This is a genomic window from Vescimonas fastidiosa (assembly GCF_018326305.1).
Lineage (GTDB): Bacteria > Bacillota > Clostridia > Oscillospirales > Oscillospiraceae > Vescimonas > Vescimonas fastidiosa.
Genome location: NZ_AP023417.1, coordinates 18269 through 39592, shown reverse-complemented (window position 1 = coordinate 39592; position 21324 = coordinate 18269). Strand labels below are relative to the sequence as shown.

The 21324-nt window shown below is 52.8% G+C and carries 17 protein-coding genes; 3 read left to right on the top strand and 14 right to left on the bottom strand.

What is annotated here, in order from left to right; genetic code table 11:
- Positions 1-99: 99 nt before the first annotated feature.
- The 7 genes from KI236_RS11600 to KI236_RS11570 all read right to left on the bottom strand — a co-directional run bounded on the left by KI236_RS11600 (position 100) and on the right by KI236_RS11570 (position 7615).
- Positions 100-762: a DUF6100 family protein gene (locus KI236_RS11600; protein WP_212822120.1), complete on the bottom strand. Its 663-nt coding sequence runs from the start codon at positions 760-762 to the stop codon at positions 100-102.
- Entirely contained in the window at positions 716-1285 is a 570-nt protein-coding gene (locus KI236_RS11595; RefSeq protein WP_212822119.1) for a DUF5697 family protein, read from the bottom strand. The genes KI236_RS11600 and KI236_RS11595 overlap by 47 nt, the downstream gene beginning before the upstream one ends.
- Before the next feature lie 88 nt (positions 1286-1373).
- Entirely contained in the window at positions 1374-4202 is a 2829-nt protein-coding gene (locus KI236_RS11590; RefSeq protein WP_212822118.1) for a VirB4 family type IV secretion system protein, read from the bottom strand.
- 15 nt (positions 4203-4217) lie between these two features.
- On the bottom strand, positions 4218-5609 hold the full coding sequence (locus KI236_RS11585) for a C39 family peptidase (RefSeq protein WP_212822117.1): 1392 nt from the start codon (positions 5607-5609) through the stop codon (positions 4218-4220).
- Position 5610: 1 nt separating this feature from the next.
- Entirely contained in the window at positions 5611-6540 is a 930-nt protein-coding gene (locus KI236_RS11580; protein ID WP_212822116.1) for a hypothetical protein, read from the bottom strand.
- 9 nt (positions 6541-6549) lie between these two features.
- The gene (locus KI236_RS11575) at positions 6550-7260 is read right to left on the bottom strand and encodes a hypothetical protein (protein WP_212822114.1); all 711 of its coding nucleotides are present in this window, start codon (positions 7258-7260) and stop codon (positions 6550-6552) included.
- 34 nt (positions 7261-7294) lie between these two features.
- Positions 7295-7615, bottom strand: coding sequence for a fimbrial protein (locus KI236_RS11570; RefSeq protein WP_228738180.1), 321 nt, complete (start codon positions 7613-7615; stop codon positions 7295-7297).
- Positions 7616-8001: 386 nt separating this feature from the next.
- On the opposite strand from KI236_RS11570, the gene KI236_RS11565 reads away from it, so the two are divergent.
- Positions 8002-9480 (top strand): hypothetical protein, encoded by a 1479-nt coding sequence (locus tag KI236_RS11565; protein ID WP_212822112.1) that lies wholly within the window; start codon positions 8002-8004, stop codon positions 9478-9480.
- Positions 9481-10084: 604 nt separating this feature from the next.
- Here the strand turns inward: KI236_RS11565 and KI236_RS11560 are convergent.
- Positions 10085-10621 carry a hypothetical protein gene (locus tag KI236_RS11560; protein WP_212822110.1) on the bottom strand — a complete coding sequence of 179 codons (537 nt, stop codon included), beginning with the start codon at positions 10619-10621 and terminating at the stop codon, positions 10085-10087.
- Positions 10618-11754 carry a MarR family transcriptional regulator gene (locus KI236_RS11555; RefSeq protein WP_212822108.1) on the bottom strand — a complete coding sequence of 379 codons (1137 nt, stop codon included), beginning with the start codon at positions 11752-11754 and terminating at the stop codon, positions 10618-10620. Before KI236_RS11555 ends, KI236_RS11560 begins: the two co-directional genes overlap by 4 nt.
- A 783-nt stretch (positions 11755-12537) precedes the next feature.
- On the opposite strand from KI236_RS11555, the gene KI236_RS11550 reads away from it, so the two are divergent.
- A complete protein-coding gene (locus tag KI236_RS11550) occupies positions 12538-12816 on the top strand; it encodes a hypothetical protein (RefSeq protein WP_212822107.1) in 279 nt (92 codons plus the stop codon).
- Positions 12817-12943: 127 nt separating this feature from the next.
- Here KI236_RS11550 and purB read toward each other — a convergent pair whose 3' ends face one another.
- From purB to KI236_RS11530, 4 genes are all read right to left on the bottom strand, one after another.
- Positions 12944-14362 carry an adenylosuccinate lyase gene (purB, locus tag KI236_RS11545; protein ID WP_212822106.1) on the bottom strand — a complete coding sequence of 473 codons (1419 nt, stop codon included), beginning with the start codon at positions 14360-14362 and terminating at the stop codon, positions 12944-12946.
- Between the two features lie 194 nt (positions 14363-14556).
- Positions 14557-15831 carry an adenylosuccinate synthase gene (locus KI236_RS11540; RefSeq protein ID WP_212822105.1) on the bottom strand — a complete coding sequence of 425 codons (1275 nt, stop codon included), beginning with the start codon at positions 15829-15831 and terminating at the stop codon, positions 14557-14559.
- A gap of 336 nt (positions 15832-16167) precedes the next feature.
- Entirely contained in the window at positions 16168-17172 is a 1005-nt protein-coding gene (locus tag KI236_RS11535; RefSeq protein ID WP_212822104.1) for an ornithine cyclodeaminase family protein, read from the bottom strand.
- 22 nt (positions 17173-17194) lie between these two features.
- Entirely contained in the window at positions 17195-18565 is a 1371-nt protein-coding gene (locus tag KI236_RS11530) for a sodium:solute symporter family protein (RefSeq protein ID WP_228738178.1), read from the bottom strand.
- A 264-nt stretch (positions 18566-18829) separates the two neighbouring features.
- On the opposite strand from KI236_RS11530, the gene KI236_RS11525 reads away from it, so the two are divergent.
- Positions 18830-20071 (top strand): MerR family transcriptional regulator, encoded by a 1242-nt coding sequence (locus tag KI236_RS11525; protein ID WP_212822101.1) that lies wholly within the window; start codon positions 18830-18832, stop codon positions 20069-20071.
- Between the two features lie 122 nt (positions 20072-20193).
- Here KI236_RS11525 and KI236_RS11520 read toward each other — a convergent pair whose 3' ends face one another.
- Complete coding sequence (locus KI236_RS11520) at positions 20194-21237, bottom strand: hypothetical protein (protein ID WP_212822099.1); 1044 nt, start codon at positions 21235-21237, stop codon at positions 20194-20196.
- Positions 21238-21324: the final 87 nt, after the last annotated feature.

Genomic DNA, 21324 nt, shown 5'->3' with positions numbered 1-21324 from the left:
CACGGTATTTTTCGCCCGCACCGGTCATGTGAAAATGCCCAGAAACACAGGCTTTGCCGTACCATTGTCATGTGTACTGTTTTTGATACGGTCGAAACACTATAAATCGGATATAGATCTGAGCCGATTCTCGCGGTCCGAAAGCCAGCCCTGAAAACGCTCCTTATCCATCACCGACACGCGGGTACAGTCACTGTCGCCGATATCCGTCGTGTTATAGGCATCGCACAGCAGACCCGTATCATCCTCCATAACGAAGGTGGCAATCGCATCCAAAAGCTGCTTGAGCTCCAGATTGTCATAGTCACGCACCCGGTTGGGGGACAGCTCGCGGCTGTAGATATGAGAAAAGCAGACAACACAGTGCCGGAACTTGGGCAGCGTGTGTGTCTGCGCATACTTACTAAGCGTGTAGTAGATGGGGTCTGTCAGATACTCGCAGCTATGCTTCTTGCTCTTCTTAGGCAGTAGGCAGGGGAGCGTGATTTCCAGTATGCCATCTTTCTCTATAACAGAGATGCCCTGCATGACACCAGCTGATGTCAGATACTCGGCTTTTCGGATGGTGGTCGTCTCATAGATCAGGTGCCGCAGCCGGCAGGCAATGACCTCACCCCGCAGTGCGGCCTCTGTGGACAGTATTTCATAGCTATCTGAATGCCGCTGGATATTCGTGTTGTCCATAGCGTAGAGCGTGTTGGACAGGCGGGTGATCTCATTCAAAATGCTCTCTATCCGCTGCGAGAGGGTGGCTCTGTCCACAAGGTTCCTCCTTCCTGAAGTACTGTACGCAGCCCTGGTCATCCACCATGCAGTAGGCGGCGATATGAGGGATGTGCAGGTGCTGCATTTGGTCTTCTTCCTCAATGATAACGAGCCGTCGCCCGGAATCATCTTCCGCGACCAGTGCGTGCTGCAGCAACGCTTCCTTACCCGGGCCTACATAGACGACCTCATATACCTCTCCATCAGCGAAGAATACCAGCTTTGCCGGCATATTGTCGGGGCTGTGATACTCCACCTTTTCGATAAAGTCCAGCAGCACCCATAGTGCCGCTGTCAGTTCTCTGTCCTCGCGGCAGTCAGGGACATCTCCGTAGCAATCCCGGTCAGTGTTATAAAATATCCGCTGCTGCTTGACCAGATAGCGCAGCAGGTTTTCAATCACGCCCTCCTTGCCCGGATACAGGCGTAGAAGCTGGTCACGGCGTATGCAGTGATAGACGGTTATGTTCCGCAGCAGCCCTGCGGCCTCCTGTCCATAGATCTGCTCTCTGTTTCTCATAGGCGGCACCACCTCCGTAATGCGTATTAACTCCGTATTATATGCGTATTGATTTTGTAATGCGTGTTATCTCCGTATAAACGCCGTATTAGGCTTCCGGTCGATTCATGCGGCGCAGCAGGTCAAGCAACTCGCGGCGGTCTGTGGTAATAAGGTCGCGTTCCAGTGGGCTGGCTTTGATTTCCACTGTGATATTGTTGTTATTGCTGCTGATCAGGCCATTGCCCCGCTCAAAGTGGGTGATCTCCATGACCTCCGCTTCGGAGAGATGCAATACCTGCTGAACGCGCTGGGCTTCCTCGTCCTCCAGATTCAAGATGACTTTCGTGCGGCAGTTGTTGATAATCCCCTTGCCGTACTTGCCGTTGTCCAGGGAGAAGAAGTCGTTCAGATCCTGCGTCGCGCAAATGCCGCTGCCGGAATAGGCGCGGATGGTCTTGAAGATCTCCAGCACCATCTCGGCCGCAAGACGGTTGCCGACGCCGAAGGTGCCGGAGCCGCCGCCAATGAGCTGCCAGCATTCGTCGATGAAGATGGCCTTTTCCTCCGTGCGGTTGGCTTTGGCTTTATCCCACACGAAATCCAGCGCTACGAACATGCCGATAGGCAGCAGATCGCCGCTGAGTTCCGAGATGTCCAGCACCGTGAACTTGTTATCCAGATTCACATTGGTCTGCTGGTTGAAGGTGCTGGCCGAGCCGTGTACAAAGCGGTTGATGATGTTGGAAAGGCGTTTGGTATCGCTCTCCTCCCGCAGAACGTCGTAGAGGTCGCCCAGCACAGGCATCTGGCGGTAAACGTTGGGGTTATTCGGATCACTGAGAGAAGTGTTATCATGGGTGATACCTTTCCGTGCGTAGGTACGAATCAGGGCATCGTCCAAAAGCTGTTTTTCCTCATAGGACATATCGGGGATCAGCAGGGCAAAGAAGATATGAAGCCGCTGAATTTTTGCTGCCAGCTCAGAGCGTTCGATACCGGGGCCATCCAGCGTTTCCTCCACGGACTTGTCTATCTTGCGTATCTCCAGCACGTTGATGCAACTTTTGGAGGCGGGGGAGATACTGATAAACTCGCCGCCTGTATTGACGCAGGCACGGTGGAACTCATGACCTTTCAAGGGTGCCAGCATGAAAACCTGTATGCCCTTACGCCGCATACGGAGTGCCATCAGCAGGATCAGGAAGGTCTTTCCTGCGCCGCTGGTGCCGCATACGGCAATATTGGCGTTTTTATAAACCTTGGAATCAAAGATGTCGATGATGACCGGAGAGTTGTTGTACTTGTTCAGGCCGAACAGGATGCCGTTTTCGTCGCTCAGCTCGTAGGACGTAAAGGGGTAGCAGCTTGCCACGCCGGTGGTCAGCGCATTGCGCTTGGAGCGTTCAAAGAGGTGCTTTTCCATGCTGACCAGCGGCAGCGACGATAGAAACGCCTGCTCCTCATGAAAGGCGCAGCTGCACACGTCCATATCACGGGACACGAGCAGCTTTTTCAGTTCATTGACCTTCCATTCCAGTTCATCCACTGTGGGAGCTGTCACTGCGATCAGCAGATTCAGGTAATAAAAGTCCTCGTTGTTGCCCAGCCCTTCCTTCAGGAAGTAGCCGCTGCGAATGGCCCCATCCAGATCATCAAAGTCTGTGTTTGTATCGCTGGCGTCCTTGATCTTACTGCGATTGATACGAAGCTGCTGTCCCAGCCGCTGCACCATGCGGGCTTTCGGCTGGCGGCTGATGAACATATCCAGATCAATGCCATCCCCGGCGTTAACGATAAGGGACAGCCAGCCGGCCGGCACCTGCGCCTTATAGCCAGTGGAGGGCACCAGCAGATAGGCATAGTAGAGTCCGTCAATACAGATATGCCGCCCGTTGGTGAAGTCGATGCTGTCAGGGGCGAAAAACTCTGTACAGGGAATGGCGTCGATCTCAGATTCCAGTCCTTTCTCCTGATACTGGGCAACGATCCGGCGAACTCGATCCGGCAGCGATGTAGTGGTGTTGCGGCACAGCAAATGGTAGAGGGTATCGATCATAAACTCATCGTCGTTTTCCGGGATCAACACCTCATTGCCGCATTGCTTGAGATAATTGACTGCGGTGCGGGCTGCCGTTTGCAGGGAGGCGATGGCCTCCGCTTCCTCGTTATCCCGTTTCCGGCCTGCCCATGCCTCATATTCAAATACCATGAAGAACCGGCGCGAGGTGGCTTCCCGTGCACCGATCCGGTCAATGAGCGTCAGGTAGTCCCGCTGCAGCAGGCGACAGTTTTCATCGGTTTCTCGCGCCATCTCCCGCTGCACGATCTCTCTGTGCCGGTTCAGGTCGGCACGCTTGGCAATGACCTTGATCTGCATTTTGACCGGGCTGATCTTCAGAAACGAAATAAACGAATAGATGATGTTTCGCTGCTCTCTGGCACTGCGCAGCAGGAAGTTGATAGGTATAACTTCGACAATCTTCAGGTAACGGTGATCCCGTGTGTAGATGATGCCGTTTTCGATCTTCTCCACAGGCAGGTATTCCGCCACTGGATTGATGTACTTGGGCGCGTCGTCACCGCTCTTAGCTTTTCGCTTCCTGCGTTTTTCCCGCTTGTCCTGTTCCTCTTCATTGCGTGTAATAACACGGCGGTTGCAGAGATATTTCAGAACAAGAAAGATAAATGACGAGAGGCTTTCGCCGTTGATGCCAACCAGTGCGACGATGCCAAGAGGCAGTGCGGTCAGGCACAGAATGATGATCTTGGCAGTCAGTGTCAGTGCGGACACCGAAAACACTGGTATGCCGATAGCCAACACGATAACCAGTGCCTCGGCTGTATTGCGGAGCTTCAGCAGTCCGCCGAAAAAAGTCCCGCCCTCAATAAAATTGGGCGGGATGATATAGGTTTCATATTCATTTGGTTTACTCACATTTAGTTCTCCTTCCTACCCTATGATCCAGAAAGGCCCACCGGCACCGGCACGGCCGCTGGCTTCATTCAGGATGATAGCCAGATCCCATGCCTGTTGGCTTCGGGTATAGTTGGCAGGGTCGGCCACCAGTATCTTTCCGTTCTCCACACCGCGCAGCACGATGAAGTGTCCTGAGCTGGTGAAATGACCTTTCAGCATGATTGCAACCACCAGCTTGCCTTGAGAGAGCGCATCCGCAATGCGCTGCCCTTCTGTTTTCCCGCAGCCCTGTACCGGAAGCCCCCACGCTTTGGCAGCACCGGGGATCAGCGAATGGTAGGAACCGCTTCTACTGCACCAGTAACCGTTTTCATAGGCCCAACGTGCCATCTCAACGGGATCGACCGTCTCGTTGGTCAGAGAAGATACCACCATTGCCATACAGGTAGGCCCGCAGCCGTAGGTGCCGATGTCGTCGGTGCCGTAGGGCTTGTGCGCGTACCGCTTGTCCAACTGATTATAGTAGACCACCTGCGCCGCGCCATCCGAGAAACGAATGTCGCCCAGAGATACAAGGCCGGTGAACTCGGCAGGCAGCAAGCCCTGCATCATACCATCGCCCAGGAATACGCTCAGGTTCTGGGCGTAGTTTTCCGCCAATCCCTTTTGTTCATCCGACAGAGCGAATATCTTATCCTCAAAATAGGCTTCTCCGTTGTAGACAATGGTATAGATCTTCCATATCTCCGTGACCTCCGTTTCCGTCACTGTGACCTTACCGGTTTTGGGATCCGTATTCGTTTCCGTTACCGTAGTCGTGCGAGACTCCTCCGTGCTCGCGAAGGTATAGAGAGCGTCCTTGGCCTTACGGATTACGTCCTCCATATCCTTGAGGGAGATAGATGTGTAGTCCTGATTTTTGGCGGCACAGTACATGGCAATGAAGCGGTTGGCGTTGTAGGTCGGGGAACTTTCGTATGGATTGATGATCTCCTTCTGGTCAGTGCCGGAAGCGGTAAAATCCGCGTCAATCCGGGCGCGAACATCCTCCTGCCCTTCCTCCAGCAAGTCGCTGATTGCCTGCGAGATCTGATTGATGTTCTCCACAATGACGGCGTTGTCGTTAAGAATCGGTGTGTCTGGACTTCCTTCAACCCCTGCCTTGGTCAACCCGCCGAAGATCAGGGAGGGCAGCAGCATGATGAACAGGACGGGAAGCACCAGCAACCCGGCAATGATGGCAGCAACCGCCTTGCGATGTGTCCAGAGTGCCGCTGCCGCCGCACCGTAAGGGCCTGCGGCAGCAGCACCTTTTGCCGCGCCGCTTACCATTTTTCCTGTCTTGATGGCGCCGCGCACGGCACCGGCAGCGTGTGCGCTGATCTCAGCGGCTTCGTTCAGACCGTTGCGTTCTTGCTGGGTCATATCAGGTCTTGTCCTTTCTGCGAGGCGGGTCAGGCAGACGCCGAATCAGGCTCTCACGATAGGAAATGCCGCCATCCGGATTCTGATAAGGCTTTTTCTCCACTATGTCCTGTGCGTACTGCCTATACCACTTTGCGCCATCCACGGTGGTGACGATAGTGTATTCCCGTTTTGGCTCCATATACTGTTCAGTGCTGTACATGGCAAAGGCACGACCGTCAGGTTCTTCCTCAGAGGTCTCCGTGCCGGTGATATACCCACCGCCGATCTCCACATTGGAGAAGGTCGGAATATCCGCCGCGCCTTCACCAAGAGCCGTATAGCCCATATAGGACATGAGAGCGTCCGCTGCCATATTGCCGGACATGACATCCCCTGATCCCGCGCTGCCGGTGGCAATCCGGCTGATAACGTTATTGGCAATATCGCCGCCCTTGGTCATAGAGGCACGGAACGCCATGCCGCCAACGCCGCCGCTGCCTGTGCCGGTGGCGTTTCGGTATGCGCCGTTATAGAAGCTGCGATTGGCAACACCGGCCAGACCACCTTGCAGGAAGGTGTTGCTGTCACCGCCATTGCCACCGGTGCTTCCGGCTCGCCCTGCATTACCGCCTCGACCGCGTCCAGCGACGCCACGGGCGGCAGCAGTGCTCCGCGCGGCCAGCATCGCTTCTGCCAGCATAGAGCCGCCTGTATGACCCACATTGATGCCAAGGCCCTGCATGAAGCTGTCGATTTTCTGTGAGATCTTCAAAAATGCCACTGCGCACAGAAACCAGATAAACAGGTTTCCGGCCACGCCTTCTTTACCGGAGGCTGAGACCTGAGACTGCACATCTGATTCCGTCAGAGCAAAGGCCGGGATTGTGAGCGCACATATAACCAGTACGGACAACACGATCCCTGTGATGTATTTCGTTTTTTGATTCATGATCGTCTCCTATAGGGATAAGGGGTTTGCCAGGAAGGTTCCCACCATGGTGATGAACAGGCGAAGGCACCATGCGTTCATCAGCAGCAGAAACATCTGGCCGCCGAACATCCGGCACCACGCCTTGAAGATGTTGGAGGTGCTCTGCGCCGCGCCCGTAGCAAAAGCCACCGGTGCCGTGAATACCAGAACGCCCAGGAGCACATAACGCTCCGCCGCCTCAAATAGCAGCTTGATATAGTTCCACGCCAATATGAGTACGAGGATCAGGGCGATTAGAGCCACCGCGCCGTTGGCACAGACCCCAAGGATGGTAAGTATGACCGAATTGAAGTCGGCAAAGTTCAGTGTGGGCAGCTCAGACGACATGATCCACGCGTAGGGTGTCCCGCCGATTTTCAGTATCAGCTCCACGATTTCATCTGCGAAATAGGCCAGCAGGATAAACAGCACGGAGCGGATCGTCAGTTTTACCGGGTCTTCTGCCTCTACGCCTGCTATAAGGCCGTAGTTCTTGAATAGCTGCCAGATCAGGTTCAGCAGGATCATGCCGATAGCCAGTGCCACGAAGATGTTGTACATCGTCTCCGCGGCAGGGAAGTAGCGCAGGAAGGTGGTCATGTCGCAGCCCAGAGCCCCCAGCACAGAGGTGTTGATAAGGTCAAGACCGTACATGACCTGTTCCGCGATCCATTCTACAATGCCATCTAATATGCCCATAGCACTTCTCCTTTCTCAGCCGGGCAGTTTGGCGTTATCCGTTCCATCTGCCATCTGCGAAGAAGGGCGTCACATAGGACATGATGAAGCCCAAACCGTTAAGGATCGCCCATGTGATGATGATACGCTTGAGCCATGCGCGGCTCTCGTCCACAGTGCGGCCATTGCGGGAGAAGTTCATCATCAGCAGTGCCACCGACGCGGTGACAATGGCGGCAATGGTGGAGATAAGAAGAATCTGGTTATAGACATCCTTCATGATCTCATTGGCCTTCTCCCAGACGGTGGCGGCAAAGACAGGCTGGCAAAGCATTGCGGCCATGGTCACGCCCGCGAAGGCCGCATATAGTGCCATGCCGGGGCTTGCCCTGTGGAGATGTGTCTTGGTCAGGTCATGTTTTTTCACTCGTGATACCTCCTGTGATAGAAAAGATGTGGAGGGGCTACTCTCTAAAAGTCGCCCCTCTTGGACTGCCCAAATACCCGGAAACAAAATAACACCACCCCGTAGGATGGTGTTACTCGTATCGCCTTGGCATAGTTTTGAGCATACACAGTATAGCACACTTGGATTTACGCCGAAATCGCAAAACCGTGCCAATGTTGTGGCAAGAGGGTGCCAGTAAGAATTGCAAATAAGTACAAGAAAGGTTCTTTACAATTATTTGCAGACAATGTGGACAATTTGCTCAATTATTGTTATAATAAATATATTCAATTTACGCATTAGGAGAGAAAGATATGGCGCAAGCTAAACATGGCTCGGATATTGAAAACACACAAGACGATCTTCTAAATAAAGCCCAAGTAGAATTTCATTCCGTTATTAACACTTTTATTCTTCCACTTTGTGATTCACGGGGTAACCTGAAGCTTGTTAAAAAGCCTTCAATGAATACTGCTTTAGTTTCTTATGTGGAAAACGGAAAGAACAGTCCCTGCTTGTATTTTTTCCCGTGCATTTCCCGAAACGGCCATACAACACCATTTTGTTATAAGGTAAAAACATATTCCCCCAAATCTATAGTTAAGCGTCTCAATGTCATTCTAAGGGAACTCTTAAAAGTCACTGAATATAATTGCTTCGATGGTAAAATACGAAAGCAACGTGACTACGGGAACGGCAAGCGCAGATACACATCATATAAGAACAAGACCCTCCAATTGGCATTTGAGCTTGGTATGTGTTCTTGGCTGGCTCCACACGATGGTGCATTCACACTACACGCCATGTTGTGCCGCATGGAGGAGTGGGCCTCAAAAACATATGAAGGGAGCAGTGTTCCGTTTGGTTTTGTAGTAGACTTTGACGCGAAAGCAAATAAAGACGCTGCCAGTTACTTGAGTTTTCTGCAGAATGACTGCAGTGCCGTTTTTACAGACGGTGTATTTTCTGGAATAAGACTGGATCAAAAAGGTAGAGTGCTTTCGTTTATAACACGGAATACCCCAATTAAAAATCACCAGCCAGAAAACGAAATGTTTGTGCCCTATCAGTTTTCGGATATCGCACAACATTGTTCCGGCAATGCAATTGGCGTTATTGTTCTGACTAATGGCGAAATACTCTTAGTTAAAAAACGTGCCATCTGCTTTGCTAAGCGAGGAACAAAATGGGTATCATTTGATTGGGATCGTATACGCTCACAGCTACTGCCTTACTTTTTGACAACCGAGAATGCTGATATAATCGATATTGAAAGAAAGATCAAGATTATTTACAACACAATACTGGATGTATCGTTTTCTCATGTTGGAGGTTGCTTATCTATCATTGTCCCTGGCATAGATGATGACGAAATATCTAAGGTAATCAAAGAGCGCTTCGATTTGAGTGTTGCTGGAAAGTTGCCTGACGGGGTAAGTTCGGAGAGCCAAGAAAAAATTAAGGTACTTAGCTATCTGCTAGTTGACAACAACTTTAACATTCGCTCGTTTTTCGAGCTTGATGCCCCGCTGAGAAAAGAAATATTGAGTCTTGATGGCGCAACCGTAGTTTCTCTTGACGGCTCGTTTTATTGTGCAGGTTCAATCGTTGCAGTTCCCTCAGGAAGTACAGGCGGTGGGCGTACAGCTGCAGCAAAAAAGCTTGCTCATCTTGGAGTAGGCATTAAGATTTCAGAAGATGGCTACGTTGAAGCCTATGGCTTACCAAGCAGTAAGACATCGGTCAAGTCAGAGAAAAAAGAACGAATGGATCTGCTGTTTAGGATTCGATAACTCTTCTTCGCCTTAAGCATATAGTGGCTTGACAAGCATGTGCTTGTTATGTATAATGTGTAGAACAAAGATTTTTTGTGGTGATGGTATGCTTGCGTGCTTATACGCATATACTTTTGTTAAACCATATGGGAACGGCCCATATTGTTTTACGTTCTTCTTGAGCCAGGATCTACTCTCTGAGTTGACTCCTCAGAAGACGAAAGATTCCTACAATACGGATTGTAGGAACGATAGCGGAGATGTTGCTTTTGCACATCTCCGCTATTTCATTTGGACACCAAAGAGAACCCCCGGCTCTGCCGGGGGGATACAAAAGCCTATGGCGTGGAAGAGAGCAAAAAAGAAAAAGTCTCCAAGTTAGAGTAAGTGAAAAGTTTGCCGACCAACACTTACAAAAACGAGGAGACTAATTCATGACAAGCAATACACCGACAAGCAAAAGGCTTCCGGTGATGGTGATAGCCCGTTTACGGGCGGTAGGGCAGAGAATGCAAGCGAAGAAAAATTCAGTGCCCCTTGAGGGGCTTGCCAGTAATAGGCCCTTATAGGGCCTGATCAAACCTCCGGCTTAGCCGGAGGTTTTGATTGTATGATTATTTCTTCATGGTTTGTTTTCCTCCGGCACAAACTTCTCCAACAGTGCCAGACTCTCCTTCGACGAATACCCCCACAGCACCGAACTCAGGGCATCAATCGCCATCTGACGCTTGCGGAAGTAGGTGCGGTAGCTGATGTCCCGAATGTGCGGCTCCAGCTTGTCGATGATCTCCTGCGTGTTCGCCAACTGCTGCGGTGACAGGTAGGTGTAGTACAGGAGCCAGTAATAGCTCTCACCGTACTTGTGCTTTGTCCGCAGCAGCTCCACGGAGGTATCCAGCAGCTTCAGCATCTTGTAGCTGCGCTCGATGCAGCGGGCATGATCCTCAATCGCCGAGCCATCGAAGGTGATGCCGGCCACATAGAGGGATTCCAGAAATTCCTCTATGCTGCTGCCATACTCGATCTGGAACTGCCGACGTACCTGCTGCACGGACAGCTCCAGGCTCCACACCACGTCCCGGTACTTGCGTAGCAGCATCCATGTGTCATGGTACAAGGGGTTCTCGGTCACTTTGGGTTCTTGTGCAGTCTTTTTCATCGTTCGACCTCCTTATCGCCGCGCATCCCTGTCGGGTGCAATCTGAGTTCAAAGTGATAGACTTCCTGAGCATCACCGCAGGTGACCACCAGTTGAAGCCACCGGCGCAGCGGAGGCCCCCCTTCTATTGTAACCTCGCAGTCGTCGGATAATGGTAATAACATATACTTGGATTTAGGGCATGACGCACACGGCAGCCCTTGTGCCACAAGGATCTCCCGCATCTTCCGCTCGATTCGATGGCGGTTCATTTCTGAAACGCTACCGGTCTCATTTGAACCGCTTGTTACCGTCGTGGTCAGGGCGGTTTCCTCCTGAAGCTCCAGCTTGATGCCAAGGCTCATGGCGATCTCTTCCTTATCCACCACGATGTCAGAAATTTGGAACATGGTGGAGAGATAGTTCTGTAGATAGATCGTGGTGCCATGTGTGCCGGGGAATGCTGCCAGTTGCAGATAGCCCCGTTCAGCCATGCGCTTGAGGTATCGGCCGGCAGTTGCCTTAGAGACGCCCCAGCGGGATGCCAGTTCCGCGTAGCTGACCAGCGGGCAGCCTGTACCGTTGCGGAGATAGACCACCGGCCCGACGTCTGAACCGAGGACTTGCGGATCGTTATAGACCGTGTTCAGCCATAGATCCAATACGGCGTCCATCTCCGAGCAGTGACCGGCACTGACCAGCTCTGTGGCAGTGGATACAGGGAAGAAGAAAAAGCCGGTATCCTTCTGACAGGGCGCATTGTAGTCGAGAATCGTGTTGTGACGCCGCCACCCGCGAATCTTGAATTTGACCAGCTTACCATGTCCGAGAACAAGAAAGCTGATAAGTCCTTTCTTTTGCAGCCCCTCCAATGCGGTTAAGGTCTGGCGGCGGAAGCGTGTTCGGAAATACCGGGACAATTCCTCCACGGACATAATCCATTCGCCGGGGTAGATGGTGTAACTAATGCCATCAATGCGCTTGTATGAGGTGCGGAAGTTGGCATAGGAGCATAGCACGACAAAATAAAAAAGACCGGAGCCTCCGCTCACGCGAATGCTCCGGTCTGCTATCAAGGCTTGTACGAACTGCCGGTAGATCCGGCATCGTGGATAATCTACGATCTGTTTGATCTCAAGTGTATATTCGCGCATATTTATTACCTCGCTTTTTGTAAACAACTTAATTCCGAAAAGCGAAGAGATTATGTTTGCCAAAAAAGATGCGCACAATTAAGAAAGGAACCTTTCCAATCATGCACATCCTTATTTTGCTGCCGCGTTGGGTTTTCTCGTTTTTCTTCGCACCATATCCGCACCATTTTGACATTGAGATATGGCGTTTTACATCGATTTACATTCTTCTGAAAAATGTGGAAGCCCTTATATTACAACGATTTGTGGAGATTTATAGAGATACATAAAGATGCACAAAAAGGTTAATTTATATCGATTCCTAATTTCATTTGTACTCATTCTCCTTCGATTTTCCCTGATTTTCAAGGGGTTTCAGCGTTTGGTGTCTTGGCTGTTACACCATTTTTACACCGTTTTAGCATTTGGCTTTATTGGATTTCATCAGGCTGCACCATTTTGCCGGAATTGCCCGATCCCTGCTTCGATGCAGCGCTTATATAAGTGGGTATCCTTGGAGCTGTTCTTTGCCGCCTGTGGGCGGAAAACTCAGCGAGGTTTTTTGACACGCTGCGGATTTTATAAATTATAGCATATAACCTCTTTTTTCTCAAGCCGTTGCGCGAAAAAACTCTCCGCCTGTTTGTGAATCCTCCGAAGCCATTTAAAAAAATCGCCTCACAAGAGATGCTTTCTTATCCTGTTTGAAATTGTTTAGATGAGATTGCTCGGAATCCCCCGCTTTTACGGCTCTGCACCGCTTGACAGGCATGGTACAATTCCCCCGAGGTCTACGAGCTTTTTGTGAAGGAGGTCTCCGCCCATTTCGGCGCAGACATCAACCGCTTCAAAACCGGCTACGACTGCGTGAGCTGCCTGATTGGCGTGGCGATGAGCTTTCTCGTCTTTGGGCTTTGGCACTTTGAGGGCGTAAAGTGGGGAACGATTCTGTGCGCGCTGATCAACGGCCACATCATCGGGCGAATCTCTGCATTCTATGAAAAGCACTGGACATTCTGCGACCGCTTTCCTTGGCGGAAATATTTCATGCCGGACGCAGTGACGCAGACACCCAGGGAGTGAAGCGGCTTTTAAGGCTGTGGATAAAGCGGTAGAATTTGCGATAACGGTAAGATAAGAAAGGCAGCATGAGGGACACCCAAAAAGGGTGTCCCTCGGCGCTGAAATCAGTATCTCCGCTTTTTCTGTTTTACAGGCTGATCTGCCCGTCTGCCGCCGCAGCGTCCCGCAAAAGCGGCTCACACTCATCAAGGAAGCGCTCCACCTGCTGCTTGCAGCGGCCGATGTAGAGCTTCGGCTCCATAACGGCGTCCAGCTCCTCCCGCGTCATGCCGAAAGCCGGGTCGCCCGCAAGGCGGTCTAAAAGGTCACACGCCTCCCCCTTCTTCATGCGGGCGGTGGCGGCCATGGAGTGCCGACGAATCTTTTCGTGCAGCTCCTGCCGGTCGCCGCCGCGTTTGACGGCCTCCATCATGATGTTTTCCGTTGCAAGGAACGGCAGGTACTCCCGCAGCGCGCGCCGGACGATCTCCTCATTCACATGTAGGCCCTTGGTCACGCTTTGGCACAGGCGCAGTACCGCGTCGGCGCAGAGGAAACCCTCGGGCATGGAGATGCGGCGGTTGGCCGAGTCGTCGAGCGTGCGCTCGAGCCACTGGGTCGAGGCCGTCATGGGCGCGTTGGCCGCGTCGGCCATCAGGTAGCGGCTAAGGGAGCAGATGCGCTCGGAGCGCATGGGATTGCGCTTGTAGGGCATGGCGGATGAGCCGATCTGGTTCTTTTCAAAGGGCTCCTCCACCTGACGGTCGTGCTGGAGCAGGCGAATGTCGTTGGCCATGCGGTATGCGCTCTGCCCGATGGACGACAGCACATTCAGGATGCGGCTGTCGGTTTTGCGCGGATAGGTCTGGCCGCTGACAGAGAAGCATTTTTCAAAGCCGAACTCGGAAGCGATGCGGCGGTTCATCTCGTCAACCTTGTCTCCGTCGCCATCGAAGAGATCCAAAAAGCTCGCCTCTGTGCCGGTGGTGCCGCGGCAGCCGAGAAATCGCATGGAGTCAATGACGAAATCAAGCTCCTCCAGATCCGTGCGGAAGTCCTGCATCCACAGCGTCGCGCGCTTGCCGACAGTCACGGGCTGCGCGGGCTGATAGTGCGTGTAGCCCAGGGTCGGGGTTTCAGCGTATTCGCGCGCAAATACAGATAGGTTGCGCATCACGCTCAAAAGCTGCCCCCGCAAATATCTGAGGCCGTCACGATAGAGGATGAGATCGGCATTATCAGTTACATAGCAGCTGGTCGCGCCCAAATGGATGATGCCGGCGGCGGTGGGCGCAGCCTTACCGTAAGCGTACACATGCGCCATCACATCATGGCGCACCTCATGCTCCCGCTGCTCGGCCACCGCATAGTCGATGTCGGTGATGTGCGCAGCAAGCTCGTCCACCTGCTCCTGCGTAATGGGAAGACCCAGCCCGTGCTCTGCCCGGGCCAGGGCCACCCACAGTCTGCGCCAGGTCTGAAAGCGCGTGTCAGGGGAAAAGAGGTGCAGCATATATTCGGAGGCATAGCGGGACGAAAGCGGGGACTCGTAAATATCCTTACCCATGGGATTCTCCTTTTCTTTTGCAGCGATCACTGCTCATATTTTATATAGAAACATCTGAAAAGTAAAGAGGCTGCCGATAAGGTGACAGAAATTGTGATAACGGCAAGGAAGGGTGTCAAACAGATTTATTTCGGCACGCTGAAAGAGGGGGCTTTCGTCCCCTCTTTGCCTTTCTTTCCTGTTCTTTACTTTCCTCAGCGGATAATGAGGCTGTCACGCTCTGCACCCACGGAGACGAAGCCAATGTGGCAGCCAATGGCCTTTTCGACATATTCCACATACCTGCGTGCATTCTCCGGCAGATCCTCCCACTTGCGCGCGCCGGAGATGTCGCACTGCCAGCCGGGCAGATACTCCACAACGGGCTTAGCATCCTGCAGCAGCACAGGGAACGGGAACTCGTCGGTCTGCTGACCCTTCAGCTCATAGTGCGCGCAAACCGGGAGCTTCTCCATGTAGCTCAGGACATCGAGCTTCGTCAGTGCAATATTCGTCGCCCCCTGGGTCTCCACGCCGTAGCGCGTGGCAACCAAGTCGATGGGGCCCACCCGGCGGGGGCGGCCCGTCTTTGCGCCGTACTCCTCCCCCGCATCCCGCAGCTGCTGTGCCTGCTCACCAAACCACTCGCAGACGAAGGGGCCCTCCCCCACGCAGGAGGAGTAGGCCTTCACCACACCCACGACCTCGTCGATCCTCGCCGTAGGAAGGCCGGAGCCCACAGGTGCATAGGCCGCCACGGAGTTTGACGAGGTGGTATAGGGATAAATGCCGTAGTCCAGGTCCCGCAGAGCGCCCAGCTGGGCTTCAAAGAGGATGGACTTGCCCTCCTTCTGGGCGCTTCTCAGGAAGCGGCCTGTGTCGGTGATGTAGGGCTTGATCGCATCGCCATAGGTCTCGACCCAGCTCATCAGCTCCTCCATGGTGTAGCCCTTGGCGCCGTAGACCTTCTGAAGCGTCAGGTTCTTCCAGGCAAGCAGGTCGGCAAGATGCTCCTTCAAATGCTCGGGATGTAGCAGCTCGCCCGCCTGCACGGTCTTTTTCTGGTACTTATCGCCGTAAAAGGGCGCGATGCCCTGCTTGGTCGAGCCGTACTTCTTATCGGCAAGCCGCGCCTCCTCCAGTGCATCCAGCTCCCGGTGCCAGGGCAGCAGCAGAGAGGCGCGGTCGCTGATCTTCAGGTTATCCGGCGTAATGGCGACACCTGCGGCACGGATGGTGTTCATTTCGCTCAACAGGTTCTCGCAGTCCAGCGCTACGCCGTTGCCGAGAATGTTGACAACGCCGTCCCGGAAAATACCGCTGGGCAGCAGGTGCAGGGCGAACTTGCCCTTTTCGTTGACCACGGTATGTCCTGCGTTGCCGCCGCCCTGATAGCGAACGACGATGTCATAGTGGTTCGTCAGGTAGTCCACCATACGGCCCTTGCCCTCGTCACCCCAGTTGATGCCTACGATCGCGCAATTTGCCATGAATAATAACCTCCGATCGATATATCGGGCCGCACCGCGGCCCGGTGTTTGGATTTTTTGACCGTGTTATTATAGTCGCATTCCCACCCTAAGAAAAGAATGAATTTCGCATATTTGACATAAGCTGTGCTTATACTTTCCTCAGTGCCGCCGCCAAACGGGATATTCCCCCGCTGCGCATCCTTGGGGATGCTTCGCCAGCCAAGCACAATAGGGGCGCATTATGCCCCATAACCGGCCACGGCCTTGTCTCATCAAAGAAAAAGGTGGATATGCAAGCTCTGTTCAAGCATGCATATCCACCTTTGCAAGAGGAAAAAATTCTATGTCAGAGAATCACTTCTGGTCAAACATGAATGTCTCGCCCAGGCCCATGGAAATTGCCTTCTTATACACGATGCCGGCACACGCCACATCCAGGCAGCCCATTCCGATGGGGACCATGAGGATCTTCTTCTGGCTGACATTTTCAACGCTGCGCAGACCGGCAGCCATCTCACCCACGGTGCAGTAGAAGCTGCTTTCATCCAGCTTCCCCTGATCTGCCAGGCGCTTCAGATTGCCTCTGTGGAGGCACTGCTGCACATGGTCGACAATAATGTGATCGGCGCCCAGAATTGCCTGGTCGTCACACTCGCTATAGGAGCCGAGGGACAGATAGACGCTGCCCTTGCCGAACCACTCGCCCTTGATAAACTGATCGTTTGCATTTGTCACAGAGATGCAAGCATCAGACTCTGAAACCTCCTTGGGCTCCTTGGCAACGACGATCTCGCCCTGCACCACATCCTGCATATCCTTCACAAAGCGCTCGGTAGCGGCGGGAATGGGATCGTATACGATCAGCTTGTCAATGTGATATTCGCTGGCCAGAGCCATCGTCTGGGTACGGCCCTGCAGTCCGCAGCCGAAGATGCCGAAGGTGCCGCTCTTCTTACCGGGCCACAAATGACGCAGGCAGACCGCGCTCTGTGCGCCGGTACGCATGGCCATGATCCAGGAGCCATCCATAACAGCCTGGAAATCGCCGTAGTTAGGCTGGATCAGGAGAATCAGTGCGTTCAGGAAGGGACGGCCGATCTCAATACGACCCTTACCGAATCCGCCTGCCCATTTCATTCCGGCCACATCCTGCCAGCCGATATAAGCGGGCATTGCGTTCAAGGAAGCCTTATAGGGCAGCTTGGTGGGCTCACTATCGCCAAGGTTCAGGTTGACCTTTGCCGGGTTGAGCGTATTGCCCAGTGCCAGATCGGCAAAAGTTCTGTCGCAAATATCTATGGCTTCTTTCATGGTCAGCAAGCCTTTGATCTGCTGTTCGTTAAGCAACAATGTATTCATAGCTTTTTCTCCTTCTGTTTTATTATTCTTTTACCACATTGGCTTTTCCCTTAACCAAGAAAACCATAACCAACATAGCAACAGTCGAAATAAGAATGCCATAGAAAGCGGCAGGCAGGAATGTATCAAACCAACGAGACACCACGAAGCAGCCCACCACACCGCTGATCATGCTGACAAGACCGCAGGCCGGTGTAAGCCGGCGTTTCTTGCTGAGCAGATACCCACCGTAAATGGGAATCAGCAGACCGGACGCCGCGTAGGAATAAGTGGAGGTGATCAGATTCAGCACCTGCTGGAAATTGACCGCCAGCAGGATCGCCGCCACCGTGATAAACAGGGTAAACAGCCGCGACATCTTCATGAGCTTTTTGTCATCGGCACCGGGGTTAACATAGCGGGCATAAATGTCGTTGGTCAGGTTCACCGCCACAGATTGCATGGCGCTGTCGGTGGTAGTGAGAATAGTGGTGGTAATAAAGCCTGCGAACATAGCCGTTGTCCAAATGGGGAGGCGGGGCAGCAGAATACCGATGGCGTCCTCTCCGGAGGGGAGCTCCGGCTGCAGGGCGCGGCAGGTAAGAGCTATGACCACGACCCATATTTCCAAAGCCACAATGATGATAGAGCTCAGCCACAGCACTTTTCGTGCGCTCTTTGTGCTGTCTGCAGCGCAGACACGCTGAATGGACATCTGGTTCGTCATCATACCGGGCGTTGCCGCAACAAACCACAGCAGCGTTGTAGACAGGCCTGCGCCCATAATACCCCCGGGGAACGAGACATGCTCCTGCTCCGGGAAAGACTGCACAATGTGCTCCCAGCCGCCGCCCAGGTGAATTGCCTGATAACCGGTGATGCAGCACAAAAGCAGCATCATCAGGCCGAAAATAAAGTCACTCCATGCCACAGAGTTGAATCCGGCCGGAATTGTGAACAGCATGCAGATAATAGCAAAGACAACAATAAGTACAGTCGTATCGAGTCCGGTAATAGCCGCGTACATTTTGCCAAAGGAGACAATTTGACTGGCGATCCACCCAAAGGGAACAATAACTGCCATCAAGGTCGCTAAAATCATCAAAGCCTTGTTCTCACCATAGAGCTTCAAAAAAATGTCAGGAATAGTCGTGAAATGATTCTTACGAAACCACCCGGCGGCGATCATCATCAGCAGAAGTCCGGCGATCCCGCAGGTGGCGTATGCCAGCGGTGCCAAGCCGTAGGAATAGCCGATGCCCACATGTCCTACCAGCACACCGCCTCCAACCTGCGTGGCAAACATAGTAAACACCAGAACGATCGTCGGCGTTTTCCCTCCGCCTGTCGCCCAGTCTTGACTTGTTTTTGTCTTTTTAGTAAAATATGCTGTAATAATGGTTCCGATAAGCATAACAACGATCGTGCTTACGACAATCAGTGTTATGCCTCCGGAGGACATACCCGAAAACACAGCGCGTCCCTCCTTTGTGTTGATTTTCTTGTCTTTCTTCCAATTTACCGGCACCGGTGTGCCTCTCTTTTATACACGATTGTATTTATACACGCTTATATTATAAATTCCGGATAACGCTGCAAGTCAATACCGTTTTTCGCCCTGTTCTTCCCCAAACTTAAAGTTGGGTATAGATTTTGAGGCTGGGTAAGTGAGGTTCCCATGAAAATTAGCGAGTTTTCTAATAAAAGTAATGTTTCTGAGCAAACCATACGGTTTTATATCAAAAAAGGCCTTTTGATTCCCCTGCACACCTCGTATCAGTATTCCTTTTCGGAGCAGGATCTAAAGGATCTGCGCTATATTCAAAGCTGCAAGAGAATGGGCTTTTCTTTAGAGGAAACGCTTCGTATTCTGTCCCTTCACCGTGTAGCTTCCCTGCACGGGCCGAAGGAGGTCTCCTATCTGCTGAACATCCTCCAGAGAAAGCGCAATGAATTAGAGAAGGCCCAAGAGGCGCTTAAAGACTCCATTCAGGAGCTAAGCCGATCCATCGAGGAATACCAGCTGAAAATCTCTAACCCGGTACGCACAAGCGGAATGCCGCTCAGCTTTTTAGACCTATTGGAATGCCCCGATTGCCATGGAGCCTTCACGCTGTCCGACGCTGTTATCCGAAACGGGCAAGTCCTCTCTGGGAAGCTCTCTTGCGGATGCGGCGCGGTCTTTACCATTCAAGACGGCATTCTTTACGACAAGGATCTTCCCAGCATCCTGGATAATTCCTTTTTCAATGCCCACACCACTTTCCTGGAGGAGTATGATGCGCAAGCCGTCACAGCGATCAAAAAGGACGAGCAGGCGCTGCTGGCTCTCATCCCCCAAAAGCTCATGGCGGAGCCCAAGGTTATTATCGAAACAAACTTTAAGCGATGGTTTTTCACGGCGCAAAACATAGAGTCCATCGGAACGCAGCACCGCTACATATTTGCCGAAAGCTATCCCGAGGTCGTTGCCTATCACAAATCCATTTTTGATTCCGGCGATGACAGACGCCAGTGCCTGTTTATGGCGTGTCGCCCAAACCGATATCCGCTGCGCCACGGCTGTGTTGACCTGTGGATTGATTATATGGATAGCACAGATTTTTCCGAGTCTAATTGCGAATTTCTCCCGGCCGTTCTTCGCGCCTATATGAAGCAGGAGGCCCATATCTACGGCGTGAGTCTGGTAATTAAGGACCCGATATACTTCGAGAAATTAAAGCAGCTTCATCCTGAATTGCCGGATAATCTCTATAAACTATACGCTCCCGGCGGATTTGAGGAGAATCTCAAAAACGCGGGGTACCAGATTAAGGATACCATCTTTTTGCGAAACATTTGGGAAACCAGCGCGCAAAGCGGTATTTCCGTCAGCAAAAATCCGCCATATAGAATGCTGTATAGCGCCAGGATCAAGTAGAGCGTTTTCCGCTTCCGCCCCCCTATCCATCCCGCCCCTTCGGGCAAAAAGCCCCCGGTAGGCAAAAAAGTTAACCGCCGCGCGGATGCCAGTCCGTACGGCGGTTTTTTTATCGCTTCAAATCAGGCGGCTATGTGCCAGAAATAGTCGGTATTGTCTATGTCCATCTGCGCCAGATACCCGCCTGCACCGTCAGAGAAGAACAGCGTAGGCCAATTCTGATAAGTTGCGGTATCGGTGTTTATCGTAAGGGTATCGGTCTGCTGCGTATTCGGATAGAAGATGTGGGGTGCAAAGGCCCCGTCAACATACATACAGCTATGGCCGCTTCCGGCCAGCCGCCACATGGGCGTCGCGGCGTCGGCTGTGGTTGTATTTCCATCGCCGATAAGAATGGTTTCATAGGAAAACGCATCTGCATCCGGCGTACCCAGTCCGCACACCACATAGTCGTCCGTGATGGCAAAGGTGGTAACCGGCTTGGAAAGCTCCTTCTGCCGGAGAATCCCGGAGCCGTCGCAGATAAAGACGGTACCGTAGGCAGCTCCGTTGACGGCCGCCAAAAAGGCGTATTGGGTGCCGTTGCTGCATACGGCCACAGGGCCGAGCATGGTGCAGTCGGGAACGGTCAGCACCGCAGAAACCTCGCTGCCGTCAACCCGGCATACCGACAGGCCGGAATCCTCCGCCAGCAGATACATCGGCTGCTTATCCAGGGTAAACAGAGCGGGAACCCGGTCATAGGAATCGGCCTGCCCGGAGGCAAGGGTGGTTTTCCCCGCTTCCGTGCAGCGGATCAGGGACCAGGCAATGTGCGCATCCGCCGCTTCATAATCCACATAGAGAAGATCGGATTTGTCAAAAACCGCAGAGGTGATGTAGGCCTGGGACTGGATAGGCACCTTATCCGAGGTCCCGTCCGCATAATTCCAGCGAAGCAGGTAATCGGTATTATAGAGGGGGCCCTCCTGCGCGCCGTTGCGATGCCCGACGGCCAGCAGGGCGCGGTTTTCTTCGCAGCACAGCATCAGGGCGTCCTCCTCTGCGGAAAGCGTCAGCGGAGAAGGGAGCGGCTGCACCGTGGGCTCCGGCGGCTGCCGGCTCTGCTTAGAGCAGGCGCAAAGAGAAAATACAAAGACCAGGGATAGCAATAATATCCGCTTCATACAAGTATATCCTCCTGTCAGTGGGTAATATAGTACCCGGCGTTTTCGCTGCTATTGGATGTCCTTTATTTGCCTGTGGGTTTTATG

What these genes read in the sequence shown, in the direction of transcription:
- KI236_RS11570 (WP_228738180.1), bottom strand. Translation starts at nt 7,615, where the DNA reads ATGGCACTATATGCGGCCTTCGCGGGCGTGACCATGGCCGCAATGCTT.
- KI236_RS11580 (WP_212822116.1), bottom strand. Translation starts at nt 6,540, where the DNA reads ATGAATCAAAAAACGAAATACATCACAGGGATCGTGTTGTCCGTACTG.
- KI236_RS11585 (WP_212822117.1), bottom strand. Translation starts at nt 5,609, where the DNA reads ATGACCCAGCAAGAACGCAACGGTCTGAACGAAGCCGCTGAGATCAGC.
- KI236_RS11540 (WP_212822105.1), bottom strand. Translation starts at nt 15,831, where the DNA reads ATGGCAAATTGCGCGATCGTAGGCATCAACTGGGGTGACGAGGGCAAG.
- KI236_RS11560 (WP_212822110.1), bottom strand. Translation starts at nt 10,621, where the DNA reads ATGAAAAAGACTGCACAAGAACCCAAAGTGACCGAGAACCCCTTGTAC.
- KI236_RS11525 (WP_212822101.1), top strand. Translation starts at nt 18,830, where the DNA reads ATGAAAATTAGCGAGTTTTCTAATAAAAGTAATGTTTCTGAGCAAACC.
- KI236_RS11530 (WP_228738178.1), bottom strand. Translation starts at nt 18,565, where the DNA reads ATGCTTATCGGAACCATTATTACAGCATATTTTACTAAAAAGACAAAA.
- KI236_RS11575 (WP_212822114.1), bottom strand. Translation starts at nt 7,260, where the DNA reads ATGGGCATATTAGATGGCATTGTAGAATGGATCGCGGAACAGGTCATG.
- KI236_RS11535 (WP_212822104.1), bottom strand. Translation starts at nt 17,172, where the DNA reads ATGAATACATTGTTGCTTAACGAACAGCAGATCAAAGGCTTGCTGACC.
- KI236_RS11555 (WP_212822108.1), bottom strand. Translation starts at nt 11,754, where the DNA reads ATGCGCGAATATACACTTGAGATCAAACAGATCGTAGATTATCCACGA.
- KI236_RS11565 (WP_212822112.1), top strand. Translation starts at nt 8,002, where the DNA reads ATGGCGCAAGCTAAACATGGCTCGGATATTGAAAACACACAAGACGAT.
- KI236_RS11520 (WP_212822099.1), bottom strand. Translation starts at nt 21,237, where the DNA reads ATGAAGCGGATATTATTGCTATCCCTGGTCTTTGTATTTTCTCTTTGC.
- purB (WP_212822106.1), bottom strand. Translation starts at nt 14,362, where the DNA reads ATGGGTAAGGATATTTACGAGTCCCCGCTTTCGTCCCGCTATGCCTCC.
- KI236_RS11595 (WP_212822119.1), bottom strand. Translation starts at nt 1,285, where the DNA reads ATGAGAAACAGAGAGCAGATCTATGGACAGGAGGCCGCAGGGCTGCTG.